The organism is Amycolatopsis granulosa, from assembly GCF_011758745.1.
Lineage (GTDB): Bacteria > Actinomycetota > Actinomycetes > Mycobacteriales > Pseudonocardiaceae > Amycolatopsis_E > Amycolatopsis_E granulosa.
In genome coordinates this window covers 2,348,764-2,373,609 of the sequence record NZ_JAANOV010000001.1, presented here as the reverse complement: position 1 = coordinate 2,373,609, position 24,846 = coordinate 2,348,764, and the positions used below count along the sequence as shown (strand labels likewise).

At 72.7% G+C, this 24,846-nt stretch carries 23 protein-coding genes; 15 read left to right on the top strand and 8 right to left on the bottom strand.

The window, feature by feature from the left end; genetic code table 11:
* Nucleotides 1-2: 2 nt before the first annotated feature.
* Nucleotides 3-1,442 carry a hypothetical protein gene (locus FHX45_RS11420; protein ID WP_167099853.1) on the bottom strand — a complete coding sequence of 480 codons (1,440 nt, stop codon included), beginning with the start codon at nt 1,440-1,442 and terminating at the stop codon, nt 3-5.
* Between the two features lie 59 nt (nt 1,443-1,501).
* Complete coding sequence (locus FHX45_RS11415) at nt 1,502-2,236, bottom strand: ESX secretion-associated protein EspG (protein WP_167099850.1); 735 nt, start codon at nt 2,234-2,236, stop codon at nt 1,502-1,504.
* Nucleotides 2,237-2,336: 100 nt separating this feature from the next.
* Here FHX45_RS11415 and FHX45_RS11410 point away from each other — a divergent pair, with 100 nt between their 5' ends.
* The 4 genes from FHX45_RS11410 (at nt 2,337) to FHX45_RS11395 (ending at nt 6,604) form a co-directional block, all read left to right on the top strand.
* Nucleotides 2,337-3,194 (top strand): PD-(D/E)XK nuclease family protein, encoded by an 858-nt coding sequence (locus FHX45_RS11410; protein WP_167108762.1) that lies wholly within the window; start codon nt 2,337-2,339, stop codon nt 3,192-3,194.
* 432 nt (nt 3,195-3,626) lie between these two features.
* Nucleotides 3,627-3,959, top strand: coding sequence for a hypothetical protein (locus FHX45_RS11405; protein ID WP_341771432.1), 333 nt, complete (start codon nt 3,627-3,629; stop codon nt 3,957-3,959).
* A gap of 131 nt (nt 3,960-4,090) precedes the next feature.
* A complete protein-coding gene (locus tag FHX45_RS11400; protein WP_167099847.1) occupies nt 4,091-4,678 on the top strand; it encodes a LemA family protein in 588 nt (195 codons plus the stop codon).
* A gap of 3 nt (nt 4,679-4,681) precedes the next feature.
* Complete coding sequence (locus tag FHX45_RS11395) at nt 4,682-6,604, top strand: M48 family metallopeptidase (RefSeq protein WP_167099845.1); 1,923 nt, start codon at nt 4,682-4,684, stop codon at nt 6,602-6,604.
* Here the strand turns inward: FHX45_RS11395 and FHX45_RS11390 are convergent.
* From FHX45_RS11390 to FHX45_RS11380, 3 genes are read right to left on the bottom strand one after another with little or no spacing between them, the layout of a single operon-like run.
* The gene (locus FHX45_RS11390; protein ID WP_167099843.1) at nt 6,575-7,411 is read right to left on the bottom strand and encodes an alpha/beta fold hydrolase; all 837 of its coding nucleotides are present in this window, start codon (nt 7,409-7,411) and stop codon (nt 6,575-6,577) included. The genes FHX45_RS11395 and FHX45_RS11390 overlap by 30 nt on opposite strands.
* Entirely contained in the window at nt 7,408-8,760 is a 1,353-nt protein-coding gene (locus tag FHX45_RS11385) for an Rv3212 family protein (RefSeq protein ID WP_341771431.1), read from the bottom strand. Before FHX45_RS11385 ends, FHX45_RS11390 begins: the two co-directional genes overlap by 4 nt.
* Before the next feature lie 45 nt (nt 8,761-8,805).
* Nucleotides 8,806-10,413 carry a DEAD/DEAH box helicase gene (locus FHX45_RS11380; protein ID WP_167099841.1) on the bottom strand — a complete coding sequence of 536 codons (1,608 nt, stop codon included), beginning with the start codon at nt 10,411-10,413 and terminating at the stop codon, nt 8,806-8,808.
* A 337-nt stretch (nt 10,414-10,750) separates the two neighbouring features.
* On the opposite strand from FHX45_RS11380, the gene FHX45_RS11375 reads away from it, so the two are divergent.
* Both FHX45_RS11375 and FHX45_RS11370 read left to right on the top strand, forming a co-directional pair.
* Nucleotides 10,751-11,398 carry a ferritin-like fold-containing protein gene (locus tag FHX45_RS11375; RefSeq protein ID WP_167099840.1) on the top strand — a complete coding sequence of 216 codons (648 nt, stop codon included), beginning with the start codon at nt 10,751-10,753 and terminating at the stop codon, nt 11,396-11,398.
* Nucleotides 11,399-11,441: 43 nt separating this feature from the next.
* Nucleotides 11,442-11,672, top strand: a complete 231-nt coding sequence (locus tag FHX45_RS11370) for a DUF3107 domain-containing protein (protein ID WP_167099838.1) — start codon at nt 11,442-11,444, stop codon at nt 11,670-11,672.
* 65 nt (nt 11,673-11,737) lie between these two features.
* Here FHX45_RS11370 and FHX45_RS11365 read toward each other — a convergent pair whose 3' ends face one another.
* Both FHX45_RS11365 and FHX45_RS11360 read right to left on the bottom strand, forming a co-directional pair.
* Entirely contained in the window at nt 11,738-12,094 is a 357-nt protein-coding gene (locus tag FHX45_RS11365; protein WP_167099837.1) for a DUF4873 domain-containing protein, read from the bottom strand.
* Entirely contained in the window at nt 12,084-12,851 is a 768-nt protein-coding gene (locus tag FHX45_RS11360) for a TetR/AcrR family transcriptional regulator (RefSeq protein WP_167099835.1), read from the bottom strand. The genes FHX45_RS11365 and FHX45_RS11360 overlap by 11 nt, the downstream gene beginning before the upstream one ends.
* Nucleotides 12,852-12,903: 52 nt before the next feature.
* On the opposite strand from FHX45_RS11360, the gene FHX45_RS11355 reads away from it, so the two are divergent.
* Together FHX45_RS11355 and FHX45_RS11350 are read left to right on the top strand one after the other, a co-directional pair.
* Nucleotides 12,904-13,809: an AurF N-oxygenase family protein gene (locus tag FHX45_RS11355; protein WP_167099833.1), complete on the top strand. Its 906-nt coding sequence runs from the start codon at nt 12,904-12,906 to the stop codon at nt 13,807-13,809.
* Nucleotides 13,806-14,699 (top strand): alpha/beta fold hydrolase, encoded by an 894-nt coding sequence (locus FHX45_RS11350; RefSeq protein ID WP_167099831.1) that lies wholly within the window; start codon nt 13,806-13,808, stop codon nt 14,697-14,699. Before FHX45_RS11355 ends, FHX45_RS11350 begins: the two co-directional genes overlap by 4 nt.
* A gap of 1 nt (nt 14,700) precedes the next feature.
* Here FHX45_RS11350 and FHX45_RS11345 read toward each other — a convergent pair whose 3' ends face one another.
* A complete protein-coding gene (locus FHX45_RS11345) occupies nt 14,701-15,339 on the bottom strand; it encodes a TetR/AcrR family transcriptional regulator (RefSeq protein ID WP_167099829.1) in 639 nt (212 codons plus the stop codon).
* Between the two features lie 84 nt (nt 15,340-15,423).
* On the opposite strand from FHX45_RS11345, the gene FHX45_RS11340 reads away from it, so the two are divergent.
* The 7 genes from FHX45_RS11340 (at nt 15,424) to FHX45_RS11310 (ending at nt 24,832) form a co-directional block, all read left to right on the top strand.
* Nucleotides 15,424-16,434: an alpha/beta fold hydrolase gene (locus tag FHX45_RS11340; RefSeq protein WP_167099826.1), complete on the top strand. Its 1,011-nt coding sequence runs from the start codon at nt 15,424-15,426 to the stop codon at nt 16,432-16,434.
* Between the two features lie 82 nt (nt 16,435-16,516).
* Complete coding sequence (locus FHX45_RS11335) at nt 16,517-17,620, top strand: DUF3152 domain-containing protein (RefSeq protein WP_167099823.1); 1,104 nt, start codon at nt 16,517-16,519, stop codon at nt 17,618-17,620.
* 99 nt (nt 17,621-17,719) lie between these two features.
* Nucleotides 17,720-18,898 carry an adenylyltransferase/sulfurtransferase MoeZ gene (moeZ, locus tag FHX45_RS11330; RefSeq protein WP_167099820.1) on the top strand — a complete coding sequence of 393 codons (1,179 nt, stop codon included), beginning with the start codon at nt 17,720-17,722 and terminating at the stop codon, nt 18,896-18,898.
* Between the two features lie 113 nt (nt 18,899-19,011).
* Nucleotides 19,012-19,818: a TIGR02569 family protein gene (locus FHX45_RS11325; RefSeq protein WP_341771430.1), complete on the top strand. Its 807-nt coding sequence runs from the start codon at nt 19,012-19,014 to the stop codon at nt 19,816-19,818.
* Between the two features lie 189 nt (nt 19,819-20,007).
* A complete protein-coding gene (locus FHX45_RS11320; protein WP_167108753.1) occupies nt 20,008-22,020 on the top strand; it encodes a molybdopterin oxidoreductase family protein in 2,013 nt (670 codons plus the stop codon).
* On the top strand, nt 22,017-23,459 hold the full coding sequence (locus FHX45_RS11315) for an FAD-dependent oxidoreductase (RefSeq protein WP_167099817.1): 1,443 nt from the start codon (nt 22,017-22,019) through the stop codon (nt 23,457-23,459). Before FHX45_RS11320 ends, FHX45_RS11315 begins: the two co-directional genes overlap by 4 nt.
* Before the next feature lie 11 nt (nt 23,460-23,470).
* Entirely contained in the window at nt 23,471-24,832 is a 1,362-nt protein-coding gene (locus FHX45_RS11310) for a nitrate/nitrite transporter (protein ID WP_167099814.1), read from the top strand.
* Nucleotides 24,833-24,846 lie beyond the last annotated feature (14 nt).

Sequence of the window (24,846 nt, the reverse complement as noted above, 5' to 3'; positions counted from 1 at the left end):
CGTCACCCGCCGATCACCGGCGGGCTGATGCGGTTGCCGTTCTCGTCCGTGGCGCCGTCGAGGCCGAAGATGCTGTCCGGGTCGTCCTCGAGCAGGTACGCGGCGCGCTCGTGGTCCTTGTCCTCGTCCTTCTTCTTGCCGCCCGCCGGACCCACGCCCGGGGCCCCGGACGTGCCCGCCTTCCCGGCGGCTCCCGCCCGGCCGCTGCCGGCGCTTTCCGCCGCGGCCCGCGCGCCGGGCTCGCCGATCCCGGCCCTGCGGCCGGGAGCCCGTTCCGCACCGGCGGCACCGCCGAGACGGCCGCCCGCGCCCCCGGCGGCGCGGCCGCCCCCGCCACCGCCCCCGTACGGAGACGATCCCGTCCGGCCCCCACCCGAACCCGGCCGCGGTGCCGTGCGGTTCTGCTCGGCCTGGCCCGGGGCGACCGGCATCATCCCCGCACCTGCCGATGCCGCGGTGCTGCTGCCGGGCACGGTGGGCGCGGGGGAACGACCCCAGCCACCGCCCGCGTCGGCCCAGCCGCCGGGCGGCACGGCACCGGTGGCCGATCCGGCGCCGCTGGGCAGTGCCGTGCTGGGCGGTGCGATGCCCGCCGTGGTCCGCACGGTTCCCGTCGGCGCGCCCATCGGGCCGACACCGCCCGCGTGGGCCGCGACGGTGTGGTCGTCGGAGGGGAACTGCGGAGCGGTGCGCTGACCGGTGCCGGCCGGCGCGGTCGGCGTCGCGTAGACCGGCTGGGTGGAGCCGCCCGAGTGGAGCATGACGTCCCGCTGCGCCAGGACCGCCGCGGCCTGCTGCTGCGCCTGGTGCTGCAGCGCGGCCTGGTTCTGCATGTCGTTCATGGTGGCGCTCGCGGCCTCCCAGTCACCGCCGACCAGTTGCCGGCGCGCGGTGGCGACCGACTCCTCGACCGTGCGGCCCGCCGGTTCCGGCATCTTGTTGCGTGCGTCGACCAGCGCCGCGGAGGTCTGCGAATACCGGTTGGCCGACAGGAACGCCGCGTCGCGCGAGGTGTCCGCCCAGCCCGCCAGGGTGGTGAAGTACCCGAACGCCGACGACGCGCCGTTGCCCTGCCAGCCGGCCTGCTCCTTGGCGACCCCCTGCCGGAGCGCGGTCGACATCTCGCCGAACGCGTTGCCGAGGTCGTTGACGATGACGCCCTGCTCGTCGACCTCCTCTGGCGAGGAGGCTTTGACCATCTCGGCCAGCTGCTGGTGCGGCATCGACTCGTACCGCATGTCCGACGGAGCCAGCCCGTCGCGGTAGCCGCCGCCCTCGGCTTGTAGCTTGGTCGTGTAGATCTCGGCCGACTTGGTCGAGTACTTGCCCGCGACCGCCGCGGGGTCCGGGCGGAAGAACTTCCCGGCCGACTTGCCCGCCGTTTCGGCGTAGACCTCGGCCTCGTACCTGCGGCGGGAGTACCCGCTGTCCGGCTGTGTCATGGTTGTTCGTCCTCCCCTGGCTCCCGGTTGCTCACGGTAGCGCTTTCCCGCTCATCGTGTTACCGGTTCGCCTCGGACAGGAGCCGGTTGACGTGGTCGCGCACCCACTGCCCGATGCGTGCCCGGTCGGCCGGGGTGAACGTGTGCCGCTGGGCACCGTCGGGCAGGGTCTCGACTGTCGTGAAGAAGCGGCCGTCCGGGGTGTCGAACCAGGTCAGCCGACCCGCGTCGGTGCCCCGCACGGAGCACGAGATCACCCCGGCGCGCTGCGGCGGCACCGTGAAGTACCGGTCCGCGAGCCGTTTCTCGCGCGGCGGCTCCGCACCGCCGAACGGATCGGCGTCATCGCGGCCGGGCGACACGTAGCTCACCGGCGTCATCCGTGCCGGCGGCACCTCCGGCAGGGCGTCGAGGAGCTGGGGAAGCACCTGGCCCGCACGCAGCTCGGTGAACCTGACCCGGTCCCCGGTCTGACGGCTCAGCACGCCGTGCTCACCGGTCCACCCGCCGCGGGACAGGACGGTGACGTCCGCCGACAGCTCGGCGAGGACCTGGGTGACGACAACCGTGGGGCGCGCCCACAACCGCAGCAGGTCCTCGAACTCGCCGCGCAGCCGGTCCCGCGACATGCGCCCGAGGCGCTGCCAGTGGTCGAACACGCGCTGCCGCTGCTCGGCGCGTTCGGTGTGGGTGCCGCTGACGAAGGGGATCCGGTGCGGATAGACGAACCTCCCGAGCCCCAGTTCCTCGTCGAGCACGTCCAGTTCGGCAGGCGCGGTTTCGAACGTCAACACCCATTTCCCCCCGGATTCGAAAGCCAACCGCCCAGATCATAGGGGGCGTGGAAGGCGGGCGGAGCCGAAAGTGTCGGTGGTGGTGCGTACCGTAGTGGACGTGGAGCAACTGGGGTTCGAGTTCGCGGTCCAGCCGCGGCGGTTGACGAAGGTGAGTCCGGCGCGCCTGGCCACCTTCGCGGACTGCCCGCGCCGGTACCGCATGACCTACCTGGACCGGCCGACCCCGCCGCGCACCGGGCCGTGGGCGCACAGCACGCTCGGCGCGGTCGTCCACAACGCGCTGCGTGCGCTGTTCGACCTGCCACCGGAGCGCCGCACCCCGGAGCGCGCGGCGGCGTTGTTGTCCGAACACTGGCAGGACGCGGGTTTCGCCGACCGGGAGCAGGCGGCGGTGTACCGCGCCCGCGCGAAGGAGTGGGTCGCCGGGTACGCCGAGCACCACGACGTGAGCAGCGACCCGGTCGGACTGGAGCGGTGGGTGTCCGCGCCGGTGAACCCGGAGCCGGGGCAGCCCGCGTCGATGATCATCGAGGGCCGGGCCGACCGCATCGACCAGCGTGGCGGCGAACTGGTGATCGTGGACTACAAGACGGGCCGCCGCGCGCCGGACGAGTTCGAGGCGCGTAGCTCACAGGCGCTGGCGATGTACGCGGTGGCGGCCGAACGCACGCTGCGGCGGCCGTGCCGGAAGGTCGAGCTGCACCACCTGCCCAGCGGCACGGTCGCCGAGGCGGCGCACACGCCGGAAAGCCTGACCCGGCACCTCCGCCGCGCGCAGGAGACCGCGGAGGACGTCCGGCTGGCCACGGACAGCCTCGACGCGGGCGGCGACGCCGACGAGCTGTTTCCCGCCCGCCCCGATCGCCGCTGCGCCTGGTGCGACTTCCGTCCCAGCTGCGCAGTGGGCCGGGAAGCGGGTCCCGCCGCGAAGCCGTGGGAGCTGTTGTCCCCGTAGGGGTTCGCGGACGGGTTCGCGGATGGGTTACCGACGGTGGCCGCGGGGAGCTGGGATCCGGCGGACCGGCGCCGGAGATGAGGGGCGAGCGTCGGCCGGGTTCGTGGTCGGGTGCGTCTGCCGGTTGCCGGGGTGCGCGGACGTGGTGAGCCGGAAGGGCAGGGCGCAGGTGGGGAACGGTGGCTGGGCGGCCGGCTCGGGGTGGGTTCCCGCGGGCCGGGGGAGAGGCCGGGAGTGCTGGGCTGCACCGGGCCGGCGGAGCAGGGCGTTGTGGCGGGCCGGTGGCGTCGGTGGCGCCGGTGGGTCTCCGACCCGGACGCCATGGCACGGGCACGCGCACGAGGTCCCGGCCCGGGTGGTCCTGTTCCCCGGGGCGTGGGGCATGGTGGAATCTTCGACGGCGGCTCGGTGGGGAGGAATCCGGTGGCACTGGTGAGCGACGAAACGATGGACACCGAGGAGCTGGCACGGCCCCCGGCCGGTGGGCGGCGGTGGATGTCCCGCTGGTGGCGTGGGTTCACCGGCTCGCTCGCCGCGGGTCTCGTCGCGCTCGCGGTCGTGGTTCTGGGCGCCGGGCTGCTGTGCACCTTCCTCGACGTGCCCGGCCCCGGTGCCGTTCCGATGATCGCTCACCCCGTCGCCGCCGTGCTCGCCCTCCTCGCGCAACGCGCCGCCGATCGGCGGGACGGTCCGGTGGCCGGTGTCGCGGGGGTCGCGGTCGTCGTCATCGTTGCCGTGGCGCTGTGGACCTTCTGGTGGGCCTAGACCCGGCCCCCGGCTCACCCATTTCACCCTAACGGGTACAGCCGAGGCGATCTTCGCGAACTGGACTCCGCCGGTTCCGCGGCACCCCTATCGTTCCCGCCGAGAACACGGTTCAAGGGAACGGTACTGGGGTGACAGTGGCGATCCTGGTCGTGGTCGTCGTGCTGGTGCTCGCCATCGCGACGATCGGGATCTACAACGGGCTGGTCAAGCGACGCAACGCGTACCGGAACGCGTTCGCGCAGATCGACGTGCAGCTGACGCGCCGGCACGACCTGATCCCGAACCTGGTGGAGATCGCCCGCGGCTACCTCCAGCACGAGCGGCAGACGCTCGAAGCCGTCGTCGCGGCCCGCGGCGGCGCCGTCCGCGCCCGGGCCGCCGCCCGCGGGAACCCGGGCGAGCCCGGCGCGATGCGGCGGCTCGCCGGCGCCGAGCAAACCCTCACCCGGTCCCTGGGCCGCATGTTCGCGCTCGCCGAGTCCTATCCGGACCTCAAGGGCGACCGGACCATGATGCAGCTGTCCGAGGAACTGACCTCCACCGAGAACCGCGTGGCCTTCGCGCGGCAGGGCTACAACGACTCGGTGATGGCCTACAACACCAAGCGCGAGGTGTTCCCCGGCAACCTGATCGCGAGCGTGTCCGGGTTCGCCCCGGCCGCCTTGCTGGAGATCGAGTCGCCCGAACAGCGCGAGGCGCCCCGGATCTCCTTCTGACCCATGAACTTCTTCGAACGACAACTGGAAGTGCGCCGCGCCTCGGCGCGGCTGGTGTGGCTGTTCGCGCTCGCCGTGCTCATCATCGTCGCGTTCGTGGACCTGGCCGTCTGGGTGGCCTTCCGGCTGGGGCACCGGCCCACCGGCGTTGCCGTGCGCGTGCTGGTCGCGGCCGGTCTGCTCACCGTGCTCGTCATCGGTCTCACCTCGTGGATCCGCACCCTGCTGCTGCGCCGTGGTGGCGGCGGCAAGGTCGCCGTGGCCCTGGGCGGGGTGGTGGTCCCGCCGGACACCGCGGCCCCGGGCCTGCGGCGCCTGCGGAACGTGGTCGAGGAGATCGCGATCGCCTCCGGCATGCCGGTGCCGCAGCTGTACGTGCTGCCGCACGAGCCCGGCATCAACGCCTTCGCGGCCGGGTGGACTCCCGCCAACGCGGCCATCGTCGTCACCGGCGGGGCCCTCGCCCGGCTCAACCGCGACGAGCTCCAGGGCGTGGTCGCGCACGAGTTCAGCCACATCGTCAACGGCGACATGCGGCTCAACATCCGGCTGATGGGCGTGCTCGCCGGCATCGTCGGCCTCGCCGTCCTCGGCCGGATGCTGCTGTCCGGGCGCGGCAGCAGGCGCCAGGCCGGCCCGCTGGTCCTCCCGGCGCTGGCCGCGGTGGCCGCCGGGTACGCCGGTGTCCTCATCGGACGGCTCATCAAAGCCGGCGTGTCCCGTCAGCGGGAGTTCCTCGCCGACGCCTCGGCCGTGCAGTTCACCCGGCAGACCGCAGGGCTCGCGGGTGCGCTGAAGAAGATCGGCGGGGTGCCCGCCGGTTCCCGGTTGCACGCGGCGAAAGCCGAGGACGTGAGCCACATGCTGTTCGGGGAAGGCCGGAAGTCCTTGCCCCTGTTCGCCACCCACCCGCCGCTGGAGCGCCGCATCCAGCTGCTCGACCCGGCCTTCGACGTGCGCGAGCTGGACGAGCTGGGCGCGCGGTGGACGGCCGTGCCACCGTCCGGCACGGACGAAGACCGGGCGCTCGGCCTGGCCGGTCCCGCGGCGCCGGTGGCCGTACCGGCCTCGGTGGCCGCGCCACCCGCCACGGTGGTCGCGTCGATCGGCAACCCGGCGAGCGGCTCCTTCGGTCATGCCGGCGGCTTGCTGCGCGGCATCCCGGAGGACGTGCAGGCGCAGGCGCGGCGAGCCGAAACCGTCGTGCCGCTGGTCCTCGGCCTGCTGTTGTCGGCGCAACCGCACATGCGCACGGCGCAGTACCGGCTGCTCGCGGCCCGGCTGGGCACCCCGCTCGCCGATGCCGCGTGGCGCGAGGGCGAGCGGCTCCGCGGGCTCGATCCCGCGCTGCGGCTGCCGCTCACCGAACTGGCCTTCCCCGCGTTGAGCGGACGGCCCGCGCACGAGCTGCACGCGGTCCAGGCGGTGCTGTCCGAAGTGGTCCGTCTCGACGGGAACGTGGACACCTTCGAGTATTGCCTGTCCACTTTGCTCAGTCGTGACCTGCACGAGGCCGTGCACCACCGGCCGCCGTGGCCGGTGCGGCGGATCGCGCTGCCGCACGCCGGACCCGCGGTCGCCGCGCTGTTCGCCGTGGTCGCCGCGGTCGGGCACCGGGAGCAGGCGGCGGCCGAGGCCGCGTTCCGCGCCGGGCTGTCGCGGGTCGTGCTCGTGGCGACGGTCCCGTTCCAGCCGCCCGCTCAGGCGTGGCAGGCGCTGGACGGGGTGTGGCCGGTCCTCGACGGTCTTGCCGGGCCGGACAAGGCACTGGTGGTGGAAGGGCTGACCACGGTCATCGGCAACGACGGCGTGGTGGGCGTGGCCGAGAGCGAGCTGTTGCGCACCGTCTGCGCGATGCTGCACTGCCCGCTGCCGCCGCTGATGACCGTGGGCGTCTCACACCAGCCACTGCCGCCACGCACGTAGCAGCACACGCACGAGTGCAGCGGGATTCTCGGTGTTCGGCGAGTGCGCGGCGCCCGGGATGAGCTCGAACGGGGCGCCGAGCCGCGCGGCCATCGCGCGCTGCGCAGGCACGCTCCACGCGTCGTCGCGCTCACCGGCCACCACCAGGATCGGCACGCCGGTCGCGGCGAGCTCCTCGACCCGGTCCGGTTCCGTGCGCAGCCCCGCGGCCATCCCCAGCAGGCCGGCCGGGCTGGAGGCCAGGAACCGCTCCCGCAGGAAGTCCTTCAGATCAGGTGGCAGCGCGGCCCACAGCGGTGACCGTGCGCTCACCTGCTCGCGCACCCGGTACACGGCGTCCAGGCCGGACGCCCGCAGCACCGGCTCACCGGCGCCGAGCGCCTGCCGCCGGGCACCGTCGGGCAGCTCGGCCGGGCCGCTGTCCAGCAGGGTCAGCCCCGTTGCCGGCGCGCCCGCCAGCACCGCGGCGCGCGCGACCAGGCCACCGTAGGAGTGCCCGAGCAGCACCACCGGCCCCTCGGCCGCGACGTCTTCGACCAGCCCGGCCACCACGGCGCCCAGCGGTGCGGGCAGGTAGGCGGTCTCATCCGCCGGACCGGGCGACTCGAACTGGCCCGGCAGGTCGATGGCGAGAGCGCGGAAGTCACCGGCCGCCAATCCGTCCAGCAGTGGCGCGAAGTCCTCTTTGGACCCGGTGTAGCCGGGAACCAGCACGGCCGTCGCCTTCGCCGGAGCCGGAGTCCGCAACGCCGCCAGGCCCCGCACCCGGACCTTCTCCGCGCCGTGCGGCGTCAACTGAGCGGTCACGACAACGCGGCCAGCGTCCCGCCGCGCTGTTCGAGCAGCACCGGCCCCAGTGCGGCCAGGCGCACCGGGCCGGGGTAGCCGTGCCGGTCCACCGCGATCGTGCGGATCGTCGAGCCGTCCGACTCGTTCAGCACCGCCAGCCCGCCCGGGATCGGCACGACCAGCTGGTGCGCGAAGGTGACCCCCGGACCGAGAGCGCCATTAACCGTCCACAGTGGAGTCAGGTTGTCCCGGGACAGCGCCAGCACCTTCGACCCGGTGTACCAGTACACGTTCGCGGAGGTGGACTCCGTCGCGGCAACCCGGCCCGGCGGATCCTGCCCCAGGTCCGGCGCCGGCAGGTCCAGCGGGTACGCCGCCGTCTGCTCGCCGTCCGCGTCGTAACGGACCAGCAGCCGCTGGTCTGGCAGCGCCACCGCGGTGTAGTCGCCGGACATCGCGACCAGTTGCGCGTGGTGACCGGCCACGATCGTGCTGAACGAGACCTGCGGCTGGTCCGACTCCTTCGGCACAGCCTTCATCACGGTCAACCGGTCGCCCGGGTCGCCCGCGCAGCGTTCGATCACGCCGACCCGGCCGGAAGCCATCGCGACCGAGCCGTAGGTGCACCCGGTGCGCGGCTGCTTGTCCGGGTTGACCAGCGCGGGAACCCGGCCGTACTCGTTGGTCTCGACGAGGTCGTCCCGCCACGTCACGAGCAGGTCCGGGCCGGTCGCGGTGACCTGGCTGCCGTCGGTCACCAGCCCCGTGCCCAGCTCGGCGCTGCCGGTGCGCTGGGCCTTGCGCAGGCCGGTGTCGATGCCGAGGCCGACGACCTCCGAGCAGCCGGACCGACCGTCCAGGCCGTCCTTGCGGTAGACCGCCAGTACGCGGCCCCACACCTCCGCCGCGGTGCACAACGGGAGGTCGCGGGCGTAGCGCCAGCGGACCTGGCCGGTGAACGGGTCCCGGCCGGTGATCTCGTCGCCGTTCGCGGTGGCCACGGCCGTCCCCTCGGCGATCGGGACCGGGGCCGCGCCGCTGGGCGCCTGCCACAGCTCACGCAGGGTCGCCGGCACCGCGTCCGGCCCGAGCGGCACCGGGGCGCCGGGCGCGGAGGTCTGCTGGACCGTGGCCCGGCTCTCGCTTCCGGCCCAGACGGCGAGGCCGGTGGCGATGACGGCGACGGCGAGCACGACCGCGGTCACCCGGTCGCGCGGGCGGTTCCACGGCGACGGGCGGCTCCGGCGTGGCTTCGTACCGTGAGCCGCGGCGGGGCCGCCGGCCAGCACGTCCTCCGCGCCGATCAGCCCGGTGGTCTCACCGCCCTCGGGACGGCGATGACGTCCCCCTTCCACGGGCTCGCTCACGTTCCTGCTCCCGGTGTTCGACGGCGCCGACGGCGCCGGTCGGCCTCAGTCTGCCGAACCCGGTGTATCAGACGTGTTCGCCGCGGCCCCCGCCGAGCCCGGACGGCGACGGCGGCGACGGCGGGCGGGACGGTCGGCGGACTCGCCGGCCTCGCGCTCGGCCGGGCCCTTCTCCGCCGGTCCGGAGGTCTCACCGGTCGCCTTGCCGCCGCGGGTGCGCCGCCGGCGGCGCTCCTCACCAGCGGTTTCGGTGGTTTCGGCCGTTTCGCCCTCGGTCGTCTTCGCGCCCCGCGTGCGCCGGCGGGCGCGGGGCGGCGCGGCGGTCCGCCGGCGCCCGCCCATCTGCTCCTCCGGCTCGGCCGCCAGGCCGGCCCGGGTGCGCTGGGACAGCGGCAGCCGCCCGGTGGCGTCCGCCGGGATGTCCAGGTCGCTGAACAGGTGCTTCGACGTCGAGTACGTCTCCACCGGCTCGGGCATGCCGAGCTTGAGCGCGTCGTTGATGCTCTGCCAGCGGTGCAGGTCGTCCCAGTCGACCAGGGTGATCGCGACACCGGTCTTGCCCGCGCGGCCGGTGCGGCCGATGCGGTGCACGTACGTGCTCTCGTCCTCGGGCGTCTGGTAGTTGATCACGTGCGTCACGTCGGTGACGTCGATCCCGCGTGCCGCCACGTCGGTGGCCACCAGCACGTCCACCTTGCCCGAGCGGAACGCGCGCAGCGCCTGCTCGCGGGCGCCCTGGCCCAGGTCACCGTGCACCGCGGCCGCCGCGAACCCGCGCTCGGCGAGGTCGTCGGCCACCTTCTGCGCGGTGCGCTTGGTGCGGGTGAAGATCATGGTCAGCCCACGGTCCTTCGCCTGCAGGACGCGGGCGATGAGCTCCGGCTTGTCCAGCGAATGCGCCCGGTAGGCGAACTGCGCGGTGCGCTCGTGCACCGCGCTCGAGTCGTTCTCCTCGGCCCGCACGTGCGTGGGGCGGTCGAGGAAGGTGCGGGCCAGCTTGATGATCGGGTCCGGCATCGTGGCCGAGAACAGCATCGTCTGGCGCTGGTCGGGCACCATGCCCAGGATGCGCTCGATGTCCGGGAGGAAGCCCAGGTCGAGCATCTCGTCGGCCTCGTCCAGCACCAGGGCGCGGACCTTGCCCAGCACCAGCGCCTTCTGTTCGGCCAGGTCCAGCAGGCGGCCGGGGGTGCCGACGACCACGTCGACGCCCTTGCGCAGGGCGCTGATCTGCTGCTCGTACGGGCGGCCGCCGTAGATCGCCAGGGTGCGCACGTCCAGGTGCTTGCCGGCGTCGGTGAGGTCGCGCGTGACCTGCAGGCACAGCTCGCGGGTCGGCACGACGACCAGTGCCTGCGGCGTGCCGTCACCGGGCGTCACCACGCGCTGGAGCAGCGGCACGCCGAACCCGAGGGTCTTGCCCATGCCGGTGCGGGCCTGGCCGATGAGGTCGTCGCCGGCGAGCGCCAGCGGCAGGGTCAGGGCCTGGATCGCGAAGGTGCGTTCGATGCCGGCTTCGGCGAGCGCCCGCACGATCTCGGGGCGGACGCCCAGCTCGGCGAAGGTCGGCGTGGCCGGTTCGAGGTGGTCGGCCTGCAGCGGGTGGGAGGTGTCGGTATCGGGGACCCCGGTCTCGCTGTGCTCCAGGGCCACCGGGTCGATCTGGTTGTGGTCGGATTCGGTCGCGGTCAGTGTGATCGCCTCTCTCTACCAGCGCGCACGGCCTGGTCGAGACTGGGCACTCAACCGGCGGGAAGGTCCACCGGGATTGCCTGGACGGCGTGCACGCGCATTACCTGCCGCTCGCAATGGCGCCCGGGTCTGCTCGTCCTCCGGCGAGTCGAGGCGGGGGTGCCTCGGATGGGGCGCGCTACTGCGGATGCGGTAGCTTTCCCGTCCAATTGTAACCGGTACCGGCCCGGCCCCGGTATTTCGGCCCGGTGTGTCCGCGTAAGATTCGTCTCTTCGTCACGGCGGTACGCTCACGCCCGTGACACGAGAGATCAGCGAAGGCGTCGTCGACCTGCTCGGGGTCATCGCCTACGGCGAGTTGTCCGCGTTCGACCGGATGGCGGAGGACGCCCGCAAGGCGCCCACCCTGGCCGGGCGCGCCGCGTTGTCGTCGATGGCGGCCGCCGAGATCGGGCACTACGAGATGCTCGCGAAGTTCCTCGCCGACCACGGCCGGCGGGTCGAGGACGCGATGGCGCCGTTCGTGGCCCGGTTCGACGCCTGGCACGCCTCCACCGCGCCCAGGTCGTGGCTGGAATCGCTGGTCAAGGCGTATGTCGGCGACGGGCTGGCGGCCGACCTGTACCGGGAGGTCGGCAGCTGGCTGGACCCGGAGACCAAGGATCTCGTGGTCACCGTGCTGGCCGACACCGGGCACTCGGCCTTCGCCGAGCGCGAGGTCGCCGCCGGCATCCAGGCCGATCCGAAGACACGGGACAAGCTGGCCCTGTGGGGGCGGCGGCTGCTCGGCGAGGCGCTCACCCAGGCGCAGTACGTGGTGGCCGAGCGGGACCCGCTGGCCGAGTTGATCGTGTCCTCCTCGGGCGACCTGTCGGGAATCGCGGGACTGTTCCGCCGGTTGCAGCAGGGGCACACCAAACGGATGCAGGTGCTCGGGCTGGGCTAGCCTGGGCCTTGCAGAACGTGGCAGAACCAGTCGGAGGTAACAGGTGGAGGTCAAGATCGGCATCAAGGACACCCCGCGTGAGCTGGTGGTGTCCAGTGGCCAGTCCGCCGAGGAGGTCGAGAAGCTGGTCGCCGACGCGCTGAAGACCGCGGACGGCCTGTTCAGCCTCACCGACGACAAGGGCCGGAAGTTCCTGGTCCCGTCGGACCGGATCGCCTACGTCGAGATCGCCCCCTCGGACGTGCGCCGGGTCGGGTTCGCGGTCGGCTCCTGAAGTCTTCCCGGAAAAAGGGGCGCCCGCCGAATTCGGCGGGCGCCCCTTTTTTCACTGACCGGCTTTCACTGATCGGCCAGCTGGGCGAGGGTTTTCGGCACCGTGAACGGTGGCGTGCTCGTGCCGAGGATGCGGTAGCGGCCCCAGGGGTCGGGATCCGACAGCTCGCCGGCCGCGGCGCCGTCCGGGGTGCGGATCTCGCCCTTCTTCTTCCGGCCGCCGCACGCCGCGTCCAGCGAGGCGTTCGGCGCGATCCGGCCGTACCAGCGGTAGTAGCCGTCGATCGGCTGGAAGTGGCCGCGCAACTCCACCTCGACGGCGATCTCCCTGCCGTCGATCACCACGGTCGCCGGGCCGGTGTAGCCCTCAGCGTCGTCCGTGTGGTCAGCGTTGTCAGCACTGTCAGCGCTGTCAGCCGACATCCGTGTCCTCCTTCGGGTGCGCCCGTCCGAGCTGGACGATCTTGTTCTCCTCCAGCGGCTTGTTCGGGTCGATCGTGACCCCGTGCTGACGGGCGAGCCCGTCGATGGCGGCCCAGATGATCTGCGTCAGGTACTCCACGACGCTGTCCCGGCTCATCGACCGGCGGTCCAGCCACCACTCGCCGGTGTTCTGCACCATCCCGACGATGCCGTAGGCCCACGGCTCGGCGGCGCCGGAGTCCATGTTGAACATCCGCATGTAGTCGCCGAGCAGGGCGGTCAGCGCGGTGGCGATCAGTTCCTTGTCCTCGGCCACCACGTCGGCGTCGGCCGGCTTGCCGGCGAACGACCCGCGCACCAGCAGCCGGTACAGGTTCGGGTGCTCCTCGATGACGGTGAAGAAGGCATCCAGCGCCATGCGGATCCGCGGCACCGGCGCCAGCTCGGCGTTGATCGCCGGCACCAGGCGCGAGAACAGCAGCTCGGTGCCGCGCTGCCCGAGCGCGTCGTACAGGTCGGCCTTGTCCGCGAAGTGCCGGTACAGCACCGGTTTGGTCACGCCGGCCGCGACGGCGACGTCGTCCATCGCCAGGTCCGGCCCGTGCTCGGCCAGCGCCCTCAGCGCGGCCTCGACGAACTCGGCGCGCCGCTCCACCCGGTGCTTGCGCCACCGGTCCCGCCGTGCGTCACCGGTCGCCGGTTCGCCGGCCGTCGGGTGCTTGCCGCCGCGCTTGACATGATCCGCCACGCGCCTCATGCTACCAGAGGTAACTGTTACCACGGGTTACAGAATCAGTGGGGAGCACGCGATGACGCGCACGCTGGACGACCACGGCCGTGAGAAGACCGCCGACCGACTGCTCAAGTCCTCCGCCGGCAAGTTCTACGACCCCGAGGTGGACATCGACTGGTCCGCCCCGCTCGCGGAGGGCAAGCCCTTCCAGCTGGAACACCGCAGCTCGCTCTACGGCACCCACCTGTGGGACCGGCTCAGCGACGAGCAGCGGCTCGAGCTGGGCAGGCACGAGCTCGCCAGCATCGCCAGCAACGGCATCTTCTTCGAGGTGCTGCTGATGCAGCTGCTGCTCAAGGAGGTCTACAACTCCGACCCCACCCGCAAGCACGTGCAGTACGCGCTCACCGAGATCGCCGACGAGTGCCGCCACTCCACGATGTTCGCGCGCTCGGTGGAAACCGTCGGTGCGCCCGCCTACGGGCCGGTGAAGATCGTGCACCGGCTGGGCAAGCTGCTGCCGTTCATCGGCTACGGCCCCGCGCTGTACGGCTCGATCCTGGTCGCCGAGGAGATCCTGGACCGCATCCAGCGGGAGAGCATGGCGGACGAGAACATCCAGCCGCTGGTGCGCATGGTCAACCGCATCCACGTGCTGGAAGAGGCGCGGCACGTCACGTTCGCCCGCGAGGAGGTCACCCGCGGGATGGCCGGCCTCGGCAAGGCCGAGCTGTTCTACCAGCGCTGGCTCATCGCCGTGGTCAGCTTCGCGATCACCCGCAGCCTGATCAACCCGCGCGTCTACCGCGCCATCGGGCTCGACGCGCGCGAGGCGTGGCAGACCGCGATGGCCAACCCGCACTGGCACGAGACGCTGCGCTGGTCCGGTGAGCGCATCATGGCGTTCCTGGACGACGCCGGGCTGGTCGGTCAGCCGGGGACCTACTGGTGGCGCAAGTCCTTCCTGCTGGGGGCCCGATGACGGCGACGGTCCGGCGACGGGGGACGGACCGTCGCTTCACCACCAGCGACGGCACCGCACTCCACGTCGAGCTGTCCGGGCCGCGCGACGCCGCGGCCACCCTGGTCCTGGTGCACGCCTGGACGCAGGACCACCGCGAATGGGATCCGGTGCTGCCGCTGCTGCCCTCCGGCGTCCAGGTGCTGCGCTACGACCACCGCGGGCACGGGCTGAGCGAGCCGGCGCGGCCCGGAACGGCGACCGTGGCGCAGCTGGCCGACGACCTCGCCGAGCTGATCGGCGAGCTGGTGCCGGCGGGCAGGCTCGTCCTGGCCGGGCACTCGATGGGCGGGATGACCGTGATGGCACTGGCCGAACGGCACCCGGACCTGGTCGCCGCGCGGGCCGGCGGCGTCGCGTTCATTGCGACCTCGTGCTGCGACATGGACCGCCTCACCCTGGGCCTGAACGGCGCCGCGGGCCGGATCGCGATGCGGGCCGACAAGTCCTTCGGCCGGATGCTGACCAGGTACGGCAAGGACCACCTGCCGATCCCGGCGCCGCTGGCCCGGCCGTCGGTGAAGTGGCTGGCGTTCGGCAAGAAGGCCCGCCGCGCGGACGTGCGGGCGATGACGGACCAGTTCCTGCGGGCGCATCCGCGCAGCGTGGGCGGGTTCCGCGACTCGATGTCCGACCACGACCGGCGCGTCGCACTGAAGAACCTGCGCGGCACCCCGACCGTGGTGATGGTCGGCGACCGGGACCGGATCACGCCGGTGCACCACGCGCGGGTCATCGCCGAGGAGCTGCCCGAAGCGGAGTTCGTGCTGCTCCCCGGCGCCGGCCACGAGCTGACCTACGAGCGGACCCGCGAGGTCGCCGCGCGCCTGAACCGCCTGCTCGGGCCCTAGCTCACGCCTCACCCGGTGCGTGCTGGAGGGGGAAGCCACCGCCGATGCCGCGCCAGGCGAGCGTCGCGGTCAGCGACACCGCCTCCTCGCGGCTCATGGTGCTGTGGTGCGCCAGCCAGAACCGGGCGCTGACCTGGCTCAGCCCGACCAGGCCGACCGCCAGCAGACGTGCCCGGCCCTCGTCCAGGCCGGCGTCGGCCGTGATGGTGTCGGTGATCGCGTTGATGCACTCGGTGGTGGCGCGGTCGACCGCCTCCTGCACGACCGGCTCACCCCGCAGGTCGGATTCGAAGATCATCCGGAAGGCGCCGGTCTCGTTGGCGACGAAGTCGAAGAACGCGCCGACGGCGGCCTGCACGCGCAGCTTGTTGTCGGTGGTCGAGGCGAGCGCCGCGCCCACACGCGCGACCAGCTCGTCGACGTGGTTCTCCAGCAGCGCGGTGTAGAGGTCGAGCTTGCCGGGGAAGTGCTGGTACAGCACGGGCTTGCTGACGCCGGCCTGCTCGGCGATCTCGTCCATGGCCGCCGCGTGGTAGCCGTTGGCCGCGAAGACCCGTTGCGCCGCAGCCAGAAGCTGCGCCCGCCGTTCCGTACGGGGCAGTCGTACTCCCCGTGGTTGCGCCGCCGCGGTCTCCGTCATGCTTCCCTCCCAAAGAGCCCATTCGAGATTACTCGCCGGTATCGCCGGCTCGCCAAGCGACGGGTGGCTAGGCATCCTGGACACATGACCGGCACCGTCCCGGCCTCCCGGCCCGCCCCGGACTCCGGAGCGGGCCGCGAGCCACTCACCCGGGTACCGCTGTCCACTCGGGAGCTGCCCGAACTGGACCCGCGGCTGCCGCCGTGGCCGGGCGTCACCGAGCAGGTCGACGGGGTTTCCCTGCACGTGCGCCGCACACCCGGCGCACAGGACGAGACCGCCGTCTACGTGCACGGGCTCGGCGGGTCGTCGACGAACTGGACCGACCTGGCCGCGCTGCTCGCGCCGGTGGCCGGGGGAGTGGCGATCGACCTGCCCGGGTTCGGGTTCTCCGAGCCGGAACGCGCCTTCGACTTCAGCCTCGACGCGCACGCCGAGGTGCTCGCCAGGTTCGTGCGGGGCCTGGGCACGGGGCCGGTGCACCTGCTGGGCAACTCGATGGGCGGCGCGGTGGCGCTGCTGATGGCGGCCCGGCACCCGGACCTGGTGCGGACGCTCACCCTGGTCTCGCCGGCCATGCCGGACCGGCGGCCGGATCCGCGCCGGCTGTCCGATCCGCTGATGGCGCTGGCCTACCTGCCGCTGGTGGGCCGCAGAGCGCGCCGCAGGCTCGCCGCCTACACGGCGTACGAGCGGGCGAAGATGGTCATCAAGCTGTGCTTCGCCGACCCGGACGGGTTCCCGGAGCACCGGATGGCCGAGCTGGTCGAGGAGCACACCGCGCGGGCCGAGCAGGCGTGGGCGAACGTCGCGATGTCGCGCAGCACGTTCGGTATCTTCCGGACCTGGTTCGCGCGTGGTGCGGCGTCGCTGTGGCGGGTCGCGCCGAACGTGCGCGTGCCGACGCTGGTGGTGTGGGGCACGGAGGACAAGGTGATCTCGGTGCGCCGCGCCGCCCGGACCGCGAAGGTGATCCCGCGGGCCCGGCTGCTCGTGCTGCCGCGGACCGGTCACGTGGCACAAATGGAACGCCCGGTTGTCGTAGCGAAGGCTGTTCTGGGTATGTGGGAAGCCGTCGCCGCCGGTTCGTGGTAGCCCATTCGGGTTAAGCCGAGCCCGCTGCGTGACGACTTGGTCGCGCGTTGCGTAACTCTGCGCATGTGGCAATCTGGGTGCCGTGAACCGGGCGAGCGAGCGTGGCGATGAACGGCGAACGCAGTACGCGCCCCGGTCGGATCGATCGTCGGTTCGCCTGAGTGAGGACCGGTACCGGCCGCGGGCCCGCCGGGTGCAGGCCGAGCCGCTCGCGGCGCAGTGGCGGCCGCCCCAGGCACAGCTCGAACAGGACCCGGAGGAAGCTCGCAAGGCGCGGCGCCGCCAGGGCCGGGTCGGCCGTCTCGTCGGCGCCTACGGCTGGCGGGTCTACGCGCTCCCGGTTCTCGTCGTGATCACCGTCCTCGTGGCGTTCAACACCGCCACCGCACCCGCCCCGACCGAGACGGGCGCGTCGCAGAACGGTGGCGCCGGCCAGGGTGGTGACGGTGCACTCGCGGAACAACCGGCCGCGCCGCGGGACCTGAACATCCCCACCGCCGAGCTCCCCACCGGCGGTGAGTTCACGCGGAGCGCCGCCATGGCCTACCACGTCGTCCCGGTCCCGAACGACGGCGTCAGCGGCAAGGAGGCGGGCAGCGGCGGGAAGATCTACCACTACACGATCGAGGTGGAAAACGGCATCGACCCGTCCAGCTACGCGGGTGACGACGCGTTCGCCAGCGCGGTCGAGCGGACGCTGTCCGACGTGCGCAGCTGGATCGGCACCGGCAAGGTCAGGCTGCAACGGGTCGGCGCGGACTACGGGGACATCGACTTCCGCGTGAGCCTCACCACTCCCGAGACAGCGAAGCGGCCGGATGTGTGCGGGTTCAGCATCCCGTTCCCGACCTCGTGCTACTCCCGCACGTTCAACCACCGGGTGGTGATCAACCTCGCCCGGTGGGTCCGCGGCGGGCTCGCGTTCGCCGACCTCGGCCTGTACCGGCAGTACGCGATCAACCACGAGGTCGGCCACGCGCTGGGCAAATCGCACGTGGGCTGCCAGGAGAACGGCGCGCTGGCACCGGTGATGATGCAGCAGACCTTCGGCGTGTCGAACAACTACGTGGCCCAGCTGAACGCGGTCGACCAGTACAACTCCAAGGCCGTGCCGGCCGACGGCAAAACCTGCGTGCCCAACGCCTGGCCCGTCCTCCAGTTCGGCGACACCGCCCCCGCGGGCTAGGCCCGTCCCGCAGGGTGGGAGGCGGGAAGGGTCCGGTCGGTCCGCGTGTTGTGGATACTGGGGGAAGCGACAACGACAGCCGCGCGATTTGGAGGACCGATGGCAGGGACGCTGCCGCCGCTCGTGGAGCCGGCGGCCGAACTCACCAAGGAAGAGGTGGCCCGCTACAGTCGGCACCTGATCATCCCGGATGTCGGGATGGACGGGCAGAAGCGGCTGAAGAACGCGAAGGTCCTGGTGATCGGCGCGGGCGGTCTCGGCAGCCCGGCGCTGCTCTACCTCGCCGCCGCCGGTGTCGGCACGCTCGGGGTCATCGACTTCGACGTCGTCGACGAGTCCAACCTGCAGCGCCAGGTCATCCACGGCCAGTCCGACATCGGCAAGCCCAAGGCCGTCTCGGCCAAGGAGTCGATCGCCGAGATCAACCCGTTCGTCGACGTCATCCTGCACACCGAGCAGCTGACCACGGCGAACGCACTGGACGTCTTCCGCGGGTACGACCTGATCCTGGACGGCACGGACAACTTCGCGACGCGCTACCTGGTCAACGACGCCGCGGTGCTGCTGGGCAAGCCGTACGTGTGGGGCTCGATCTTCCGGTTCGAGGGCCAGGTCAGCGTGTTCTGGGAGGACGCGCCCAACGGCCAGGGCCTCAACTACCGCGACCTCTACCCGGAGCCGCCGCCCCCGGGCATGGTCCCGTCGTGCGCCGAAGGTGGCGTGCTGGGCGTGCTGTGCGCCTCGATCGGCTCGATCATGGTGACCGAGGCGATCAAGCTGATCACCGGTATCGGTGAGCCGCTGCTCGGCCGCCTGATCAGCTACGACGCGCTGGAGATGCGCTACCGCGAGGTCAAGATCCGCAAGGACCCGGAGACGCCGAAGATCACCGAGCTGATCGACTACGAGGCGTTCTGCGGTGTCGTGTCGGACGAGGCGCAGCAGGCGGCGTCGGGGAGCACCATCACCCCGGCCGAGCTGAAGGCCAAGTTCGACGCGGGCGAGGACTTCGAGCTGATCGACGTCCGCGAGCCGCACGAGTACGAGATCGTGAACATCAAGGGCGCCAAGCTGATCCCGAAGGACCGCATCCTGTCCGGTGAGGCGCTGGCCGAGCTGCCGCAGGACAAGCCGATCGTGCTGCACTGCAAGTCCGGCGCCCGGTCGGCGGAGGCGCTGGCCGCCCTGCACCGGGCCGGGTTCAAGGACGCCACCCACCTCGGTGGCGGCGTGCTGGCCTGGGCCGCGCAGATCGACAAGAGCCTGCCGACGTACTGACGCTCCTGCCGGAAGGGCCCGTCGCGGTTTCGCCGCGGCGGGCCCTTTTCCGTCCCCCTGACGGGCCGCGCCGGGAGCCCGGAAATGTCGGTGCGGCGCGGTAATCTCGGGCGGTGCGTGCCGGTCCGAGAGCAGCACAGGCGCCGCCGGCGGCTGTGCTCCTGGCGTTCGGGCTCCAGCACACCGCCCCGCAGCCGTTGCCGGGCGGCCGGGCGTACCGCTGCGGCGACGCGGTGCTGACCCTGGTGCGGGACCGGCCGGGGACGGCCTGGCTGGCGGACACCCTGCACCACCTGGACGTGCCGGACCTGCGCATCGCCCGCCCGCTGCGCTCCCGGGACGGGCGCTGGATCGTCGCCGGGTGGTCGGCCCGGCGCTACCTGCCCGGCACGCCGGAGCACCGGCACGACGAGACCATGCTCGCCGCGCTCAAGCTCGCCCACGCCCTGCACGGCCTGCCCCGCCCGAAACACCTCGCGGCCAGGACCGACCCGGACGCGCTGGCCGACCGCATCGCCTGGGGCGAGGCCGCCGTGCCGGTCGACGAGGCCAAGGGTGGCCGCTGGTTCGAGGTGCTCGCGGTGGCGCGAAGACCCGTGCGGCTGCCGGACCAGGTCGTGCCGGGCGACCTGTTCGGCGCCGTCCTCTTCGACGAAGACGCCCCGCCGGGCATCGTCGACTTCGACCCGTTCCACCGGCCCGCGGAGTGGGGGGCCGCGGTGGTCGCCGTGGACGCGGTCGCCTGGGGCGGCGCGGCGCCCGGCTTCCTCGAGCGCTGGTCGCACCTGCCGGAATGGCCCCAGCTCCTGTTGCGCGCCGTGCTGTTCCGCCTGGCCGGCAACGCGCTCAGCCCGCGCGCCACCGCTGCCTCCCTGGACGGTCTGCGCGCCGCCGCGGCCGCGGTCAGCGAAATCCTGTAGCGGGCGCCTCTTCTCACCGGGCGTCCCGTGAACTCCGGCAGCAATGTCAACCGCCGGAAACATTCCGGCGTTCGCAGGTAACACGGCCTTCCTACCGTCTGTCCCGAACGGCGGAAGGAGGTGCGCGTGACGCTCACCGCGGAACACCGGGTCCCCACCCACTGCCCCTACTGCGCCCTGCAGTGCGGGATGAGCCTGTCCGGCGACACCGTCGCGCCACGCGAGTTCCCCACCAACGGCGGCGGCCTGTGCCAGAAGGGCTGGACCGCGGGCAGCCTGCTCACCACCTCCCAGCGGCTGACCACGCCGCTGGTGCGGACCGGCGGGGAGTTGGTGCCCGCGACCTGGGACGAGGCGCTCGACCTCGTGGCGCGCCGGATCACCGACATCCAGGCCGGGCACGGCCGCGACGGGATCGCGGTGTTCGGTGGCGGTGGGCTGACCAACGAGAAGAGCTACCTGCTGGGCAAGTTCGCGCGGGTCGCGCTCGGCACCGCACAGATCGACTACAACGGCCGGTTCTGCATGTCGTCCGCGGCGACCGCCGGCACCAGGGCGTTCGGCCTGGATCGCGGTCTGCCGTTCCCGCTGACCGACGTGGCCGAGGCGGACGCGGTGCTGCTGGTCGGCGCGAACCCGGCCGAGACGATGCCGCCGTTCATGCAGCACCTGCGCCGGGCGGTCGACGCCGGCGGGCTGGTCGTCGTCGACCCGCGCCGCACGCCGACCGCGGAGCGGGCGAGCCTGCACCTGGCACCCGCACCGGGCACCGATCTCGCCCTGGCGCTGGGCATCCTGCACGCGCTCGTCGCCGAGGGCCGCGCCGACCGGGATTACGTCGCGCGGCGCACCCGCGGTTTCGACGCGGTGTGGCGGGTCGCGGCCCGCTGGTGGCCCGAGCGCGTCGAACGGATCACCGGTGTCGCCGCCGCCGACCAGCGTCGCGTCGCCGCCCTGCTGGCCAGCGCCCGCAAGGCCTACGTCCTCACCGCCCGCGGCACCGAGCAGCACGCCAGCGGTTCCGACACCGTCAGCGCGTGGATCAACCTGGCGCTGGCGCTCGGACTGCCCGGCCGGGACGGCTCCGGTTACGGCTGCCTCACCGGCCAGGGCAACGGCCAGGGCGGGCGCGAGCACGGTCAGAAGGCCGACCAGCTGCCCGGGTACCGCAGGATCGACGACCCGGCGGCCCGCGAGCACGTGGCGCGGGTGTGGGGTGTCGATCCCGCGTCGCTGCCCGGACCGGGGCGTTCGGCCTACGAACTCCTCGACGCGCTGGGCACCGCAAGCGGCCCGAAGGCGCTGCTCGTCTTCGGCAGCAACGTCGTGGTCTCGGCCCCGCGGTCGGCGCACGTCGGGCAGCGGCTGCGCAGCCTGGACCTCCTCGTCGTCGCCGATTTCGTGCTGTCCGAGACCGCCGCGATGGCCGACGTCGTGCTGCCGGTCACCCAGTGGGCCGAGGAGAGCGGCACGATGACCAACCTGGAGGGCCGCGTCCTGCTGCGGCAGAAGGCGATCGAGCCGCCGGACGGGGTGCGCACCGACCTGGAAGTCCTCAGTGGACTGGCGCGGCGACTCGGCCAGCCCGCGCAGCGGTTCCCGGCCCGGGCCGAAGCCGTGTTCGCCGAGCTGCGCGAGGCGTCGCGGGGCGGGCTCGCGGACTACTCCGGCGTCACCTACGACCGCCTGCGCGACGGCGAGGCCCTGCACTGGCCGGTGCCGGGCACCGATCACCCCGGCACGCCGCGGATGTTCCTGGACTCCTTCGCCCACCCGGACGGCCGCGCCCGGTTCGCCGCGGTCGAGCACCGCGGCCCGGCCGAGCCCGTCGACGACGAGTTCCCGCTGATCGCGACCACCGGACGGGTCCTGCAGCACTACCAGTCCGGCGCCCAGACGCGGCGGATCGCGGAGCTGAGCGAGGTCGTGCCGGAGGTCTACGTGGAGGTGCACCCGGACACCGCGGCCCGGCACGGACTGGCCGACGGTGACCGGGCCCGCGTGATCTCCCGCCGTGGTGAGACCGCCGCGCGGGTGCGCTGCGTCGCCTCGATGCGGCCGGACACGGTGTTCCTGCCGTTCCACTTCCCCGGCGCGCAGCGGGCGAACCTGCTGACGAACCCAGCCCTGGACCCGGCGAGCCGCATGCCCGAGTTCAAGGTGTGCGCGGTCCGCCTGGCGCCGAAGGACGGTGCGGCATGACCCGCAAGGTGGTGGTGCTGGGCTACGGCATGGCCGGGGCCCGGCTCGCCGACGAGATCCGGGCCCGCGACCCGGAATGCACCCGCGTCGCGCTGACCGTGGTCGGCGCGGAGCCGCACGCGGCGTACAACCGCGTCCTGCTCTCGGCCGTGGTCGCCGGCACGATGCGACCGGAGCTGGTCCGCCTGCACGACGGGGACTGGGCCGCCCAGCACGACATCGATCTGCGCACCGGGGTCACGGCCGAGCACCTCGACCGCGCCGCCCGCCGGATCCGGCTCAGCGACGGGTCCGGTGTGGACTACGACGCGCTGGTGCTCGCCACCGGCAGCAGGCCCTGGCTGCCGCCGGTCGAGGGCCTGACCCTCGACGACGGCACGCCCGCGCCGGGCGTGGCCACCTTCCGCACACTGGACGACTGCGACCGCATCCTGGCCGCGGCCCGGGCCGGCGCGCCGGTCGCGGTGCTCGGCGGCGGCCTGCTCGGCCTGGAGGCCGCCCGCGGCCTGGCCGGGCGCGGCAACCTGGTCACCGTCGTGCACCCGGCGGCGCACGTGATGGAACGCCAGCTGGACGCCGGCGCCGGACGGGTGCTCGCCCGCGCGCTGGGCGAGCTGGGCATCGGCTTCCGGATCGGCGCGGGTGCGGCCCGGTACCTGCCCGGCGACGGGCTCAAGCTCGACGACGGCACCCAGGTGCCCGCCGATCTGGTCGTGGTCAGCACCGGGGTGCGACCCGAGACCGGACTGGCCGCCGCAGCTGGCCTGCTGGTCGACCGGGGCGTGGTGGTCGACGACGCGTTGCGCACCAGTGACGGCCGCATCCACGCGATCGGCGACTGCGCGCAGCACGCGGGTGCGGTGCCCGGCCTGGTCGAACCGGCCTGGCAGCAGGCGAAGGTACTGGCCGGCCTGCTCACCGGCACCGACGTCGCGGCGCGCTACCGCGGCACCCGGGTCGTCACCAAGCTCAAGGCCCGCGGCATCGATCTCACCGCCCTCGGCGACGTGCACACCGACGCGGCCGACCCGGACGCCGAGGTCGTGTGCCTCACCGATCCCGTCCGCGGCCGGTACGCGAAGCTGGTCGTGCGCGCGGAACGCGTCGCCGGGGCGATCCTGCTGGGCGCGCCGGACGCGGCCGCGACCATCACGCGCCTGTTCGACCGGGGTGTCCCGGTTCCCGAAGACCGGCTCGCCGTCCTGCTCGGACGTGCGCTGCCGGGCGGGGCGACCGTCGCGTCGAGCCCCGCCGACCTCCCGGCGGCCACCGTCGTCTGCCGGTGCAACTCGGTGACCAAGGGCCGCCTGGTCGAGGCGTTCCGCGCCGGAGCCACCGACGTCGGCGAACTCGCCTCCGTCACCAGAGCGACCACCGGATGCGGCAGCTGCCGCGACGCCGTCCGCGGCATCGCGGACTGGCTGGCCACCACCGCCTAGGGAGTGTGCACATGACGACAACCAAGCCGCGCAAGCACTGGATCGACCACTGGGAGCCGGAGAACGCGGCGTTCTGGGCGGCCACCGGCAAGCGGATCGCCCACCGCAACCTGTGGTTCTCGGTCTTCGCCGAGCACATCGGCTTCTCCATCTGGACACTGTGGTCGGTCATGGTCCTGTTCATGGACCCGCGCTACGGGTTCTCCGCGGCCGACAAGTTCCTGCTGACCTCCACCCCGACCCTGGTCGGCGCACTCGCGCGGCTGCCCTACAGCTGGGCGGTGGCGTGGCTCGGCGGTCGCAACTGGACGATCGTGAGCGCGCTGTTGCTGCTGATCCCGAGCATCGGTGCGGCGATCGTGATGGAGCCGGGCACCCCGCTGTGGGCGTTCCTGCTCGTCGCGGCCCTCGGCGGGGTCGGCGGCGGCAACTTCGCGTCCTCGATGACCAACATCAACGCCTTCTTCCCGGAGCGGGCCAAGGGCATGGCGCTGGGCCTGAACGCCGGTGGTGGCAACCTGGGTGTGGCCGTGATCCAGCTGCTCGGACTGCTGGTCATCGCCACCACCGGCACCGGTGCGCCGCGGATCGTCCTCGCCGTCTACGTCCCGCTGATCGTGCTGGCCGCGTTGTGCGCGGCCCTGTTCATGGACAACATCGCCGCGGTCCGCGGTGACACGAAGGCGATGCGCGAGATCATCGGCGACGCCCACACCTGGGTGATGTCGGTCCTCTACATCGGCACGTTCGGCTCGTTCATCGGCTACAGCTTCGCGTTCGGCCTGGTGCTGCAGAACCAGTTCGGCCGCACCCCGCTGCAGGCCGCCGCGGTGACCTTCCTCGGCCCGCTGCTCGGGTCGGTCGCCCGCCCGGCGGGCGGCCGGCTGGCGGACCGGGTGGGCGGCATGCGGGTCACCTTCGCCACGTTCGCCGGTATGGCGGTGCTGACCGTGATCCTCATCGTCGCGTCGAACACCGGGTCACTGGCGCTGTTCACCACCGCGTTCATCGTGTTGTTCGTGCTGGCCGGGGTCGGCAACGGTTCGACCTACAAGAGCATCCCGGCGATCTTCCGCACCAAGGCCGAGGCGGCCATCGCGGCCGGTGCCGACGAGGCCGCCGAGATGCGCACGGCCCGCAAGCGCTCCGGTGCGTTGATCGGCCTGGCCGGTGCGATCGGCGCGCTCGGCGGCTTGTTCATCAACCTGGCGTTCCGCCAGTCGTTCCTGGACACCGGGAGCGGGGTGCCGGCGTTCGCCGGGTTCCTCGTCTTCTACGGGATCTGCTTCCTGCTCACCTGGGCGGTCTACCTCCGCAAGTCGGACGCCCCGGTGAGCGAGCGCGGGCTGGCGCTGGCCGGCGCGCGGGTCTGACGAGCGAGCAGGAG

Excerpts from the sequence above, each read along its gene's own strand:
- FHX45_RS11420 (WP_167099853.1), bottom strand. The coding sequence starts at position 1,442 with ATGACACAGCCGGACAGCGGGTACTCCCGCCGCAGGTACGAGGCCGAG.
- FHX45_RS11310 (WP_167099814.1), top strand. The coding sequence starts at position 23,471 with ATGACGACAACCAAGCCGCGCAAGCACTGGATCGACCACTGGGAGCCG.
- FHX45_RS11395 (WP_167099845.1), top strand. The coding sequence starts at position 4,682 with ATGAACTTCTTCGAACGACAACTGGAAGTGCGCCGCGCCTCGGCGCGG.
- FHX45_RS11355 (WP_167099833.1), top strand. The coding sequence starts at position 12,904 with ATGACGCGCACGCTGGACGACCACGGCCGTGAGAAGACCGCCGACCGA.
- FHX45_RS11350 (WP_167099831.1), top strand. The coding sequence starts at position 13,806 with ATGACGGCGACGGTCCGGCGACGGGGGACGGACCGTCGCTTCACCACC.
- FHX45_RS11360 (WP_167099835.1), bottom strand. The coding sequence starts at position 12,851 with ATGAGGCGCGTGGCGGATCATGTCAAGCGCGGCGGCAAGCACCCGACG.
- FHX45_RS11340 (WP_167099826.1), top strand. The coding sequence starts at position 15,424 with ATGACCGGCACCGTCCCGGCCTCCCGGCCCGCCCCGGACTCCGGAGCG.
- FHX45_RS11315 (WP_167099817.1), top strand. The coding sequence starts at position 22,017 with ATGACCCGCAAGGTGGTGGTGCTGGGCTACGGCATGGCCGGGGCCCGG.
- moeZ (WP_167099820.1), top strand. The coding sequence starts at position 17,720 with ATGGCAGGGACGCTGCCGCCGCTCGTGGAGCCGGCGGCCGAACTCACC.
- FHX45_RS11345 (WP_167099829.1), bottom strand. The coding sequence starts at position 15,339 with ATGACGGAGACCGCGGCGGCGCAACCACGGGGAGTACGACTGCCCCGT.
- FHX45_RS11320 (WP_167108753.1), top strand. The coding sequence starts at position 20,008 with ATGAGCCTGTCCGGCGACACCGTCGCGCCACGCGAGTTCCCCACCAAC.
- FHX45_RS11365 (WP_167099837.1), bottom strand. The coding sequence starts at position 12,094 with ATGTCGGCTGACAGCGCTGACAGTGCTGACAACGCTGACCACACGGAC.